Here is an 11,731-nt window from a genome sequence, read left to right as displayed (position 1 = left end):
GGCGGCCTTCAGCCTGCTGCTCAGCGGCTGTGGATCCACGCCGGCGCCGGCGCCTTCCGCAACGCCGACACCGTGGGTAGAAGCCGTTTCGGTCGAGCATCAGCCGCATCCGTTTGGCGGCATGGAGTATGTCCGGCCGGATCTGGAGGGATTGGATCAGAAGATCGCCGACTGTCAGGCGATGGCCGCGGAAGCGGACAGGGAGAGCGAACTGCTGGCCTTGTATGATGAGATTCTGGAGGATATCCGGCATTTAGATACGATGGATTCCTTGGCTACGATTCACTACAACCTTGATACGACCGACGCCTTCTATGAAGAAGAAATGACAACGCTGGATAACTATTATACGCGTCTGGACAACAGGATGAACGAGCTGACCGGCACGATTCTGGAATCCAGCTATCAGGAAGCCGCAAAAGCAGCCTGGGGCGAAGAGTTTATCGAACGCTATGAGATCAATTCCAAGCTGAATTCGCCGGAGATTGAAGAACTGAGCGAACAGGAAAACGATCTGGTCACGCAGTACACAAAACTGCTGGCTTCTGAATACACCACGGAGCTGAATGGTCAGACCGTTACAATCGACGATCTGGACCTGACCACCGATGAGGGAATTCAGGCGTACAGCGAGATTTATGAAAAGAAGAACGCGGAACTGGGCGGCATCTATCTGCAGCTGCGCGACCTGCGCATTCAGATCGCAGAAAAGCTGGGTTATGATAACTATACGGATTATGCTTATGATGTCTTAGGTCGCGATTATACGCCGGAAGACGCGCACAATTTCAGCGAGAAAATCAGAACGGAAATGCTGCCGGCGTTTGGTCAGATGATTAACAATCATTATGATGAACTGGTGAATGCGATCAACGGCATGCAGGCGGGCGACGGCGATCTGGAAGCGGCGCTGCCGATCCTGAAAACGGCGCTGCAGAAAGAATTTCCAAGCAAGATGAGCGAAGCTCTGGATTATATGCAGAGCAATAAACTGTATGATTTCAGTGCGGAACCGAATAAAATGCACGCGGGCTATACGACGATTCTTAATGAATATTCCGCGCCGTTCATGTTTATCAATTCCTCGGATTATCGTCAGCCGGACACGGTTGTCCATGAATTCGGGCATTACTACAACTTCTATCTGATGCCGGAATTGAAGTGGAATGATAACAACAATCTGGATGCTGCGGAAATTCACTCGCAGGCGCTGGAGCTGTTGATGCAGCCGTATTATGATCAGTTCTTCGGTGCAGATCAGGCGGAAGGCCAGAAGATCTATTCGATTTACAACATGATCAGCTCGATTCTGCAGGGCTGTGCGGAAGATGAATTCCAGCAGGCGGTATTTGCCAATCCGGATCTGACGCTGGAAGAAGTTAACGAGCTGCATTCTGAGATTTTCTACCAGTTTACCGGCAGCGAGCTGTATTATGAATGGGTAGAAATTCATCATCATTTTGAAACGCCGTTCTATTATGTCAGCTACGCGACCTCGGCGATTTCTGCTCTGGAAATCTGGGCGCAGAGTCTGGATGATCGGAATCAGGCGTTATCCACTTACAACCAGATCACCCAGTTCACAACGAATTTCAAATACCGCGATGCTCTGACCAGCAGCGGATTGAAGGATCCGTTCACGTCGGATTGTGTCAGTGAGATTGCTGAAAAGGTTAAAGGTCTGTAAAATAGAAACAAGCGAAGCAGGGGAAACTCTGCTTCATTTTTAGGTCAGGAAGCAGTGAAGGTTTAAAATAGGACTGGAAAAGCGGAGGGGAGTCCGCTATAATAAGACATGCATTAGCGCTGAGGATAAGGAGTCGTTAGCGCCAAATGCCATGTCCTGTTTCCGTAGCTCAGCTGGATAGAGCACCGCCCTCCTAAGGTTGTGCTCTACCAGCTGCCTTACGGGGAAAAGTGATCGTTGCCAGTCTCAATTTAATATAAGTCTCTGTAGCTCAGCAGGATAGAGCGTTCGCCTCCTAAGCGAAAGGCCGTGGGTTCGAATCCCGCCAGGGACGCCAGCAAACACGCCGAAAACCTTTGATTTATCAGGGTTTTCGGCTTTTCTTATTTCTGCGGCTTTTGTGGCTTTTTTGCAAAAAACCTTGGTTTGCTAACATTTGCTAACGAGATTTGGCCTTTTGCTAAGAAAGGCGGTAAGTCAGAGGTTCGATTTTTACCAAAGGAACTTGCAAACATTTGTTAGCAGAAATTAGAGGAAGTTGCAAACAAAATCGCGAATTTGCTAACATCGCTCAAAAATGCTTTCAGAACCTTGCTAACAAAAAAAGTGTTTGGTCACTGTGCAAAGTGGTTCAAACGAAGAAAACCTCTCACAAAGTGAGAGGCGTTCTTCTGAGGGAGGGACTTTATAAAGCTTTTGCCAGCTGCTTGAGCAGTGCGGCAGTTTCGGGATTTTTAAGCAGTTCCAGTATCTTCGCTGCATCACTTTCATCACTTTCAGTGACGGCAGTATCCGCAGTTTTAGGCTCTGTATCTTCAACAGGGTCAGGAGTCTTGGATGAGTAAAATGCTTCCTCCAATCGCTGAGCGTTTATGCAGCGATCCTCGTCGATGATGTGAGAGTAGACATCTGCAACCATTTTTACCTGAGCATGACCAGAGTCGCCCTGGACGGATTTCATATCGCCACCATTGAGTTTCAGCTTGTAGGTGATACTGGAGTGACGGAGAGAATGGAATACAACATGAGGCAGTCCGTTTTCTTTGATAAGTTTATTGAAAGCACGGTTAATCACCTGGCTTTCCATCGGACGGCCATTGCTGGAGCAAAAGACCAGGTTATTGTCGATGTATTCATCTCCAAACAGATCCATCAGCTCATCAATTTCTTTTTTTCTCTCTACCAGCATATAGGCAACTGTTTTCGGCAGGTACACGCGGCGAATACTGGTTTTGGTTTTAGGCTCTTTCAGGACCAGAGCAGTATGGGTACTGGCTATGCAAGGTGGAAACTTCTTAATAACACCTTTGTCGCTCAAATCGTCCAATGCACCTCGTGTAACCCGTTGCAGCTCTTTGTTGACGAATATATAAGCTGAACCATTTTCTATGCTCTGTGGTGCAATATCAATGCAGTCCCAGGTAAGGCCCAGCATTTCACCAATGCGTAAAGAGCAGGAGAACGCCAGATTTAAGGCAAGGGAGAGGATAGGATCATCACAGACTTCCATAGCCTTGCTCAGCGTTTCGGCAGTCCATATATCCCGTTCTTTATGTTCTTCTTTGGGAAGTGTCGCATTCAGGACAGGGTTACGGCTGATTAGTTCCCAACGCACCGCCTGATTAAAGGCACTGCGAAGTAGCTTGTGAATTTCTCTTACTGTATGCGGGGTCAGATATTCGCTTGTGGGTTTGCGGTTGTTGACGCTTACCGTTTTCACAGAGAGCAGATCACGGTAATACTTATCCATCATCCTTGGAGTGATGTCGGATAGTAACATATCTCCGATAATAGGAGTTATGTAGTTTCTCGCCAGACCACGGCGGCTTTCATATGTTGACATTGCCCAGGTATTTACACCATAGATGGACATATATTCATCGAGCAGATCGTTCAGGGTCTTTGCCGTAGGAATAAAGAAGGTTCCAGAGTCCTGCTCATACTCAATTTGCTTTTTTCGTTTTTTTGCTTCTGCATTTGTGCTGAAGGTTTCCCAACGCTGTCTGCGTTTTCCGTTTTCATCTGTGTAATCATACACCACAGAATATTTGCTTTTACGCTTCACGATAGATGCCATTTTCATTGCTCCTTTCTGAGATTTTCACATAATGAGTTTGCTTTTGATACCAGGCTTCAAAACTGCTGGTAATGATACGAATTCTTCGATCAATCAAGGTCGTCTCAAAATAGCCCCTTTTAACAAGGTCATAAGCTGTGCCAGATTTCAGCCCCAAAAGATCCGCCATTTCCGGAACTGACATCGTAGTATGCCTCCATTTCTCTCCGGGCGGTGTACCATCCACTTTTTTATAGTGGAACTGGCCGGCATACCAATCTTCAAAGCTATCCAGCATAACTCTCATTCGTCCGGCCACTTGAATTGTTTTGAAATAGTTCTTTTTAACCAACCAGTAGGATTCTACTTTACCAAGCCCAAGCATTTTGCCCATCTCTGGTACAGACATACTGGTCTTTACTCTTTGTTTTTGCATGGCTTTTGCCTCCTCTATAAAGTTTTTCTTGCTATGGCCTCATTGTAAGAGAAAGCAGAAAAAAAGTTAAGGATGTCGATTTGGAGATCGGCATCCTTGACAAATCATTCATCTGCGTGATCCAGCCAGTCATCAAAGCTCTTTTTGGAAATGCGGATATGACCGCCGACTCTGACGCTGTGGAATACACCCTGTTTTACCAGATTATATGCTGTGGGACGACTGATACCCAGAATGTCCTGAATCTCATCGACCGTATAGGTTCTTTTGTCATAGCTGACAGGATTTTGTTCATTAAAGCGGTTCAATTCCGCAATTCTTGCTTCAAACATAAAAACGCCTCCTTTATCCGGTAAGTGGCCTTACGGAGCCTCCATTTCCTCCGGAATATGAATATCTAAACTAACTTGCAGAGCATCATCAATCGCTCTCATTTCTTCGCGAGATACGCGCCCAATGTACGATAAAACACGCCTTTTATCAATCGTTTTAATTTGCTCCAGCAGAACAACAGATTTCAGTCCAAGCTCTGGAACGCTCTCCAGTGCATAGTGTGTGGGCAGCTCCTTTTTCTTAATCCATTTACTGGTGAGTGGAGCTACGATCAAAGTGGGGCAGAAAAAATTCCCCACATTGTTTTGAAGAACCAGGACAGGACGGGTGCCGCCTTGCTCTGATCCAAAATAAGGGTTCAAATTGGCATAATATAAATCCCCACGCTTATAAATCCAATCTTCTTTCATGTTCATCCTCCTATGTTTTGAGATTTGATTATGTAAGAAGGAGGCTCTGCAAATTACAGAGTCTCCTTCAATTTAGCGCCTGTTTTATCCCTTACTTGTCCACGACACCCCAGGGATTTGGGTAATCATTAAGCCGCAGGTGGCTGGCCTGCTTCTCAGGAGTTTCACCTCCACTTCGTTTGGTCTTACCCATGGCCTGCGACGGTTATTATCACGCTCGGACTATGGCTGTAAGAGAGCTTTCCTCCTTGTTATGCCATGACCGGATGCCATCCGATGTATTCCAGCCTGATATATTTCTGATAAACCGAAAACTCATCTATACAGCAAAAATGGGTTGGCCTGTTATGCGAGTGGCAGCTCTCAGAAAATATACCGCTGATGTAGCGGCTATTACGCCCAAAGAGGATCAAACTTAATGATTCGTATATGAGGTTGTCAAGGTGCAAGTGAAAGGATTTCCCTCTCACTTGCTACTGCCACTTTTTTAGAAAATCGCAACCAACTTTTTTATTTTTTCTTCAATTTTTTTCAATCGCTTATCTGCGGCTTGCCGAGTAATACCATATCGTTGGGCTAAACAAGTTGCATTTGGTATTTTCATTTCATAATAGGACAATATAAAATCTCGTTCTGCTGGACTCAGTTTCAATAGAGCTTGGTGTAAATCCTCAAGAAGTAAATTCTGAATAGCTTGTTCCGCAGTATCAACAGATTCATCCACAAACAAATCTGTATCCTGATAACCTTCCTCTGTGCCGTCACGATCTCCCACATGAGAAGCCGGGAATATAGAGCGACTTTTCTCATGTTCCTGGAGATAGCGGCTGTGGCGGTCCTCCTGTTGGTATTTTTCAAAATCTTTGCGAGAACATTCCATGATAATGCGGTCATCTTCATCACGGAACATTTTGACTGTTTCAACAAAAAAGCGCCCAGTAAAGCAACCATTGCGGCGTGCCTTACTGAACGCTGAAAAACTGATTTCCTCCCATTCCTGTGGGCTGTTATTTTTCCAAATGAATACTCTCGTCATATCCTTTCCTCCGTTCAAATTCTTGGTAGTCAGCGAATTTGAACGGTGTCATGGATATTTTGCTATGTACGCCTCCCAGCGCATACCGGCCTCCTAATACCGGGCAAAGAAAAAGGCCGGAAGTGTTTTCACCTCCAGCCATGTTCCTGCCGCCATATTGCAGCAGGAATGAAAAAAGCCCGGTTAATGCCGGGCCTTATGTAGAAAAGTATTCAATTTAGCGCATTCCTGCCACTATAACAAGTATAGCAGGTCGGAAGTCGGAAGGGAGTAGGGATTAGGTCGGGGATTTGTCGGGATTTAGTCGGGATTTAGTCGGGGCAGCTCCTCCAGGACTTCTGGAATAGAATATCCAAACAAGCAAACAGAAAATAAATAGATGGCTTCTCGTTTTCGGTCATAAAAGACACTGCGCTCTATATTTAGTTCTTCCAGCAATTCTTTCTCTGTACTGTTGAACCGATAGATAAATTGCTTAGTCAAAATTTCATAGTAAAGTTCTCCTCGATCCGGATACCGTTTCAGACGAAGGAGTGCACGGTCAATAATATTGACTAGCATTTGATTTTGAACAAGGCAGCAAACTTTTTCTTCAAAGGCTTGCAGTTCAATATCTGGTGCAAAATTTTCAAGATAGCAGAGGCCAGACTCTATATCTTGTTCTCCCATAATCCAAGCAGTTTCTTGTAATTCTTCTGCCCGTTCACTCAGAACCCAGACTACATCACGGTAAATCTTTAGAATCAGCTTACTTCTATGAAACGCAGCGTCGCTGTTAAGCCCCAAAGCTGTTAGCCTGCTGTTACATTTTTGGATTGTTGTGCTTTCTTTTCTCATAGAACATCCCTCCTTGTTCGCAATATTGCGAACATATTAGGTACAAAATAGCATAGCAGAGGAGCGTGAGAGAGGGCAGTGCCTCTCTCTATTCCCCCATTTGGTTATATCAGGTTTCTGGATTTTAGACGAATCTGCATTGCTTGCTTGGAAACCTCAAAAATATTTGCCATTTCAGCAATGAGCTGTTCATCTGTCCGGCCTATTTTAAGCCGGTAAAAACATTTTTTGATCTGCGGTAAAGGCATCAGCAGAGCAGAAGCCAGAGTATCCGCCTGACGCTCAATTATGCCATGACTTTCGTCGGAAGAAACATTTCCGTTATAAGCAGCAACATCTCCAGTACCAGAGTACAACTTCTTATGTAGTACCCAATGAGCCAGCTCATGGGCACAGGTAAAACGGAGCCGCCCTAATTTTGACGGATCACAAAGCCGTTCATCAATTAAGATTGTACCGGCTCTTACTGCAATCATTCGATACTGTCTCTGTATCTGGTCATATAAGACAACAGCACCGTCATCGAAAATTGTTTCCCCTAATATCTTGGGGTTTTTTCTTAGTGTATGAAACTCCAGGATTAGATCAAACTTTGTCTCGATAATGGTTTCGATTGGCACAGGACATGGTTGCCCGGATAGCAGAGAGGGATCATATTCCATCAGGATTTTTCGCCCTACTGCCTCGATTGCTTCTGTACGGATTTGTGGAATTGACAAAGCTCTCCCCCCTATCGTTTACGCTCCTTTAGCATTTTCATAAATGTCTGCCATTCTTCATCGGTAGCATCTACTTCTTTTGCCACACGCAAGGCTGCCCGAACAATATCTTTTTCCATGATATAGTCTGGCAAATCAGCAGATACTGTATTGCGTGATTTTGCAGCCAGATCCAAAAGCAACTCATGTTCTGATTTATCCAAATTCAGAAAGGCAGAGATGCGTTCCACAAAATCTCCATTGGGTGCAGGACGGCGGCTTTGCTCAATATCACACAGATAACCGTAAGCAATATTCAAATGCTTGGCTGTATCGCGTAAATTGAATTTGTGCGCCTTGCGTTTCTCGGCTATAAATGATCCAAAAGTTATATTGCCCACAGCATTCACCTCTCATTTGTTCGACGAACTGCGAACATCTTGCTTATATTGTATATCGAACATCTGTTCACTTCAAGGATAAAAATTTCATTTGAAAAGAGGTGTTAAAAATCAATAACACCTCTTTTGCGCTATATAAATTCCTGAGCGATTTGCTGCATTTCCGTAATGCACTCTTTGGGAGAGAGAATTTTTATTTTCCCTTTGAATTTGAATATCCAGCCATAAAAAGTTCCACTGGGGTTCACTTCAATTTTGGCTGTGAAGTGTGTATCATCATACCTATCAACAGCAGCATCTTCTCCATAATGATCTATGATTACTCTCATCAATTCGTTTTCACATAGAAGGGTTACTTCCTTCGATGACTCCGATGTAAACATATCAACCATTTTATTTGTATAGGAGGCTACATCAAATCCCTCTATCGGCATAAAGTAAGTTTCCAGATTTTCTACACTTGTTAGCCGATCTACACGGAAGTGAGCAATTTTCTGATGCTTCAGAGAAAATCCAATCAAATAGTAATGGTCATTTTTCCATTCAAGCGCATAAGGATTTACGACATAATAATATCCATCATGCTTTAAGATTTTCTTTTTTTCTTGAGTATATTCATAGTATTGGAACCGAATTTGCTGATGGTTTCCAATCGCTGTTTGGATATTGTCAATGATGTAGTAAACCTTTTCATTATGCGGTTTGACACGGCTGGATAAAGCAGCAAATTTTTGAAGCTGCTTTGCCTGATGTAGACTGGTCAGACGGCATAATTTCTGCACCAGCTCCTCAGACTTCTTGGCAGAAATGATCTTCGAGGATGCTACTGCGTCTGTCAGCATTTTCAGTTCTGGATGCTCAAACAGGCGGTTTCCCATAAAATATTGGTTTTGGGTACTCTTAACCACCACAATATCAATCCCCGCATCGATCAGCGCATTGGTATCTGCGTAAACAGTCTGCCGCACTGCCTGAATTCCTTTTCCATTCAGATGGGCAATGATGTCAGATACTGTGGCGGGATGGTTTTCATCGGTCCGCTCATAGAGAAACCGGAGTAATTCCAGTATCCGCATATTTGTTGAATTCTGCATACTTCACCTCCTCGATTCTTAAAATGGCCTATTTTGTATGGTGTCCAGCCCCAAAGACCAGAAGCAGGGCGACAGCACAGAGAAGCAGGCCGATCCAATTTCGATCTATAATCAGCTTGATCACCGCCACAAGCAGAAGTCCGCCTACCAGGAGCACAACGCCATTCATTCAGCGTCCTCCCGAAGCATAGTTTCCCATGTTGATGTCCAGCACCCCTCTGGGCGGCTGGATCAGGGCGTCCTCATACTGGCACTTCCACTGGATCTCCCGACACATCTGGCCATCCGCCACGCCGTCTATGGTTTCACCATCCCCAATGGGATTATCATGCTCCAGAATATAGGACGCAACATTATAGGCGTGGTTTACCACCCAGTTTGGGTCCATGTCGTGGAAGTGGTACTGGAGGTCGGGCAGAAACAGGGTACTCATGCCCACCGTGTCGATGAGCATATCCTCAGTGCCCTCAATGTTAAAGAAGCGGACATTGACCCCAAAGCGGATGAACCGATCCGGACCCTCAATCTGGTGGGAGCGTACATCCTCTGCCAGAAACAGCTTGCCGCAGTTCTGGAAATAGAATGCCTCACAGGTGGGGTACAGCTCCGCAAGAGCCTCCAAAAAGTCGGCATCCAGGTTGGCACGCTCCAGCGCCGGAAGTGTCGCAGCCAGCATATCGGTGGCTACCACCTGATATTTGCACTCCCGGAAGATCCGCTCCCGGTCCTCCTGGCAGTCCCACATCTGGCTCATCAGGAAGGCATCAAAGCCTTTGCCCTTGAACTTGTCGCATTTCATCACCATCAGCTGCACCGGGCATTTTCCGTCCTTGAACTCTGCAATATGCTCCTGTGCGGCAAAGCCAGCCATTTTCTTATCATAACAGAAGCACTCTGTTGATCCGATGTGCTTCTCCATTACAGCAGTCATTTTTTCTTTATCCGGCATTTCTACCGGCTCTTTGAACAGCATCTGAATGAGATAGGGGCCACCGGGCTGGGGGCCTTTTTTGTCGTCCAGATTTTGCTGGAAAGCTTTATTGCTCATTTGGTTTCCTCCTTCTTTTCTGGGAACAGTTTCCACCGAAACTCCAGCTCTTTCTGGACAAACTCTTTCGGCAGGCCGCGGGGGTTGGCGATGAGATACCATACCCGAAAGGTGCGCTTCTTCGGATCTGTTTCCTGCCGGTAGAGCTGATAGCCCGCCTCATCCTCCTGTGTCCACTGTCCTGTCTGCCGCTTGGCCTGCACAAGGGTTCCACCACCTGGTCCAGTTCCTCTCTGGTGCGGCTTGAGGCCCAGGCTTGATCCACATCATTGGCGTGGGAGAGGTGGAACAACATCGAACCCATCCAGTTCTTTGCCTTGTGTTCAGGCGTTCCGCGCAATTCCGCCTGATGGCGGTACTCCGCCAGCTGCTCCGATGTTCCGTACCGTTCCACCATCTGCTCATCCACATGAATGCACCAGCTGTAATCCTCCGGCTGGATAAAGGGGGCGCAGACCGGCTGGAGCGCCTCTGCTGGGTCCACCTCAAAGTGAGAGATAAAGTCAAGGTAGTGGGCTTGGATCAGGGGCAGGAAGGTGTCCAGCAGCCCGGTGTCCAACCGCAGATCCTCTGTCAGCATCCGAAAGAACGAACCGCCTGTTGTCGGTTCTATTTTGAAAGAGTAGAGACAATCATCTCCCTGCTTTATGATACAGGTGAAGCCCACCTCAACATTTCCATGGCCGATTTCGTAGTCTATGTAGTTGTAGCGCCTCCGATCAAACCAGATCAGGTAGGTCAGGCCGTTTTTTGTTCTCTTTTTGAAGTCGCCCTTTTTCAGCCGCTTCCAGCCCTTTTCCTCCAGGCCCAGGCCGTTCCATAGGTAGTCCAGAAGCTCCTGAAATATATCTGCCGGCCGTTTTTGTTCCACGGTCTCCACCCCCTGACGAATTCTCTTTAATAGTCAAGCAGGATAGGCACCTGCTGCTCCTCGGCAAACCGCATGGCCCGCCAGAACACGGAGAAGGCAAACTTGGCCAAGGATTGGGTGTCATACTGGGTGTGTTCCGGGATGTCTGCCTTGCTGTACTGTCCATCTGAGTCTACGGTTCCGTCTACCGGGTATCCCTCCGTGTCTGCCCAACCAAGGATAGTGTCCTCATCGGCCTGCCATGCCAGCTGGTTCAGCTTTTCCAGCTCCTTCCGCAGTCCGCCCAAGGTGGCGATCATCGTCTGATCATCGGTGGGCAGAGGGCCTTGGAATAGAAAGCTGTCGGTGAGGGGAAGCCACCAAGTCGCGCCCCGAAGCAGGGACCACACCCGCTCCTCGTCCGATGCAAGGCGGGCAATCAGGGGATGCTCCCCGAAGTCCCAGTCCTTCTCCACGGTGAGAGGCACCGGTTCCTCGTATGTATGACAGGCAGCCACCAGCAGCATAGCGCCAAAGGCATCCCAATCCGGCTTATCGGTGTAATAGGGCCGCTCGTTGTCCTCCGGCCATGGAGTGTAGTGCGGCTGGTTCGGCTGGGAAATGGCGGCTAAGATCTGATCCCGCCAGTCCTCCACTGCCGCCTGGATCTCAGCCGGGGACAGCTCCTCCTCGTTGTCGGCGGGTTCTCCATCCGGGGTGATCCGGTTAAAGGTGTATCCGTTTTCCTCCGCCCACTGCTGAACAACAGTTTTCCAGTTGTGAGAATAGTACCGGGTCAGCGGCCCGGCGTAAATATCAAGTCCCATAGCAATGTCTCCTTTTCT

General features: G+C 46.9%; 14 protein-coding genes and 1 tRNA gene. 2 read left to right on the top strand and 13 right to left on the bottom strand.

Annotated features, from left to right (window positions below; translation table 11 throughout):
- Positions 1-1,687 (top strand): gluzincin family metallopeptidase (locus HOLDEFILI_RS10430; RefSeq protein ID WP_006059628.1); only part of this gene is annotated, 1,687 nt, incomplete at its 5' end.
- 260 nt (positions 1,688-1,947) lie between these two features.
- Positions 1,948-2,024, top strand: a tRNA-Arg gene (locus HOLDEFILI_RS10425).
- Positions 2,025-2,372: 348 nt separating this feature from the next.
- Here the strand turns inward: HOLDEFILI_RS10425 and HOLDEFILI_RS10420 are convergent.
- From HOLDEFILI_RS10420 to HOLDEFILI_RS10360, 13 genes are all read right to left on the bottom strand, one after another.
- Entirely contained in the window at positions 2,373-3,764 is a 1,392-nt protein-coding gene (locus HOLDEFILI_RS10420; RefSeq protein ID WP_007862346.1) for a tyrosine-type recombinase/integrase, read from the bottom strand.
- The gene (locus tag HOLDEFILI_RS10415) at positions 3,742-4,179 is read right to left on the bottom strand and encodes a helix-turn-helix domain-containing protein (RefSeq protein ID WP_002569113.1); all 438 of its coding nucleotides are present in this window, start codon (positions 4,177-4,179) and stop codon (positions 3,742-3,744) included. Before HOLDEFILI_RS10415 ends, HOLDEFILI_RS10420 begins: the two co-directional genes overlap by 23 nt.
- Positions 4,180-4,283: 104 nt before the next feature.
- Complete coding sequence (locus HOLDEFILI_RS10410; protein WP_002569114.1) at positions 4,284-4,511, bottom strand: helix-turn-helix domain-containing protein; 228 nt, start codon at positions 4,509-4,511, stop codon at positions 4,284-4,286.
- 30 nt (positions 4,512-4,541) lie between these two features.
- Positions 4,542-4,922 carry a type II toxin-antitoxin system PemK/MazF family toxin gene (locus HOLDEFILI_RS10405; protein WP_002569115.1) on the bottom strand — a complete coding sequence of 127 codons (381 nt, stop codon included), beginning with the start codon at positions 4,920-4,922 and terminating at the stop codon, positions 4,542-4,544.
- Between the two features lie 487 nt (positions 4,923-5,409).
- On the bottom strand, positions 5,410-5,958 hold the full coding sequence (locus HOLDEFILI_RS10395) for a sigma-70 family RNA polymerase sigma factor (RefSeq protein WP_006059623.1): 549 nt from the start codon (positions 5,956-5,958) through the stop codon (positions 5,410-5,412).
- A 300-nt stretch (positions 5,959-6,258) separates the two neighbouring features.
- Complete coding sequence (locus HOLDEFILI_RS10390; protein ID WP_002592913.1) at positions 6,259-6,795, bottom strand: hypothetical protein; 537 nt, start codon at positions 6,793-6,795, stop codon at positions 6,259-6,261.
- A 104-nt stretch (positions 6,796-6,899) separates the two neighbouring features.
- Entirely contained in the window at positions 6,900-7,514 is a 615-nt protein-coding gene (locus tag HOLDEFILI_RS10385) for an ImmA/IrrE family metallo-endopeptidase (protein WP_002592912.1), read from the bottom strand.
- A gap of 11 nt (positions 7,515-7,525) precedes the next feature.
- Positions 7,526-7,894, bottom strand: a complete 369-nt coding sequence (locus tag HOLDEFILI_RS10380) for a helix-turn-helix domain-containing protein (RefSeq protein ID WP_002569119.1) — start codon at positions 7,892-7,894, stop codon at positions 7,526-7,528.
- Positions 7,895-8,025: 131 nt separating this feature from the next.
- The gene (locus HOLDEFILI_RS10375; protein ID WP_006059619.1) at positions 8,026-8,988 is read right to left on the bottom strand and encodes a helix-turn-helix transcriptional regulator; all 963 of its coding nucleotides are present in this window, start codon (positions 8,986-8,988) and stop codon (positions 8,026-8,028) included.
- 28 nt (positions 8,989-9,016) lie between these two features.
- Complete coding sequence (locus HOLDEFILI_RS19765; RefSeq protein WP_006059618.1) at positions 9,017-9,157, bottom strand: hypothetical protein; 141 nt, start codon at positions 9,155-9,157, stop codon at positions 9,017-9,019.
- Positions 9,158-10,036, bottom strand: coding sequence for a DUF4261 domain-containing protein (locus HOLDEFILI_RS10370; RefSeq protein WP_006059617.1), 879 nt, complete (start codon positions 10,034-10,036; stop codon positions 9,158-9,160). It abuts the gene before it with no gap.
- Positions 10,026-10,907, bottom strand: a complete 882-nt coding sequence (locus tag HOLDEFILI_RS10365; RefSeq protein ID WP_244264322.1) for a spondin — start codon at positions 10,905-10,907, stop codon at positions 10,026-10,028. Before HOLDEFILI_RS10365 ends, HOLDEFILI_RS10370 begins: the two co-directional genes overlap by 11 nt.
- A gap of 26 nt (positions 10,908-10,933) precedes the next feature.
- A complete protein-coding gene (locus tag HOLDEFILI_RS10360) occupies positions 10,934-11,713 on the bottom strand; it encodes a hypothetical protein (RefSeq protein ID WP_006059615.1) in 780 nt (259 codons plus the stop codon).
- Between the last annotated feature and the right edge of the window lie 18 nt (positions 11,714-11,731).

The sequence above is a fragment of the Holdemania filiformis DSM 12042 genome, assembly GCF_000157995.1.
Taxonomy (GTDB): Bacteria; Bacillota_I; Bacilli_A; order Erysipelotrichales; family Erysipelotrichaceae; genus Holdemania; species Holdemania filiformis.
The sequence above is the reverse complement of the archived record's forward strand: the minus strand, read 5'-3'. Positions and strand labels throughout refer to the sequence as shown.

Coding starts and splice junctions, on each gene's coding strand:
- HOLDEFILI_RS10370 (WP_006059617.1), bottom strand. CDS start 10,036: ATGAGCAATAAAGCTTTCCAGCAAAATCTGGACGACAAAAAAGGCCCC.
- HOLDEFILI_RS10390 (WP_002592913.1), bottom strand. CDS start 6,795: ATGAGAAAAGAAAGCACAACAATCCAAAAATGTAACAGCAGGCTAACA.
- HOLDEFILI_RS10415 (WP_002569113.1), bottom strand. CDS start 4,179: ATGCAAAAACAAAGAGTAAAGACCAGTATGTCTGTACCAGAGATGGGC.
- HOLDEFILI_RS10375 (WP_006059619.1), bottom strand. CDS start 8,988: ATGCAGAATTCAACAAATATGCGGATACTGGAATTACTCCGGTTTCTC.
- HOLDEFILI_RS10410 (WP_002569114.1), bottom strand. CDS start 4,511: ATGTTTGAAGCAAGAATTGCGGAATTGAACCGCTTTAATGAACAAAAT.
- HOLDEFILI_RS19765 (WP_006059618.1), bottom strand. CDS start 9,157: ATGAATGGCGTTGTGCTCCTGGTAGGCGGACTTCTGCTTGTGGCGGTG.
- HOLDEFILI_RS10405 (WP_002569115.1), bottom strand. CDS start 4,922: ATGAAAGAAGATTGGATTTATAAGCGTGGGGATTTATATTATGCCAAT.
- HOLDEFILI_RS10420 (WP_007862346.1), bottom strand. CDS start 3,764: ATGGCATCTATCGTGAAGCGTAAAAGCAAATATTCTGTGGTGTATGAT.
- HOLDEFILI_RS10395 (WP_006059623.1), bottom strand. CDS start 5,958: ATGACGAGAGTATTCATTTGGAAAAATAACAGCCCACAGGAATGGGAG.
- HOLDEFILI_RS10360 (WP_006059615.1), bottom strand. CDS start 11,713: ATGGGACTTGATATTTACGCCGGGCCGCTGACCCGGTACTATTCTCAC.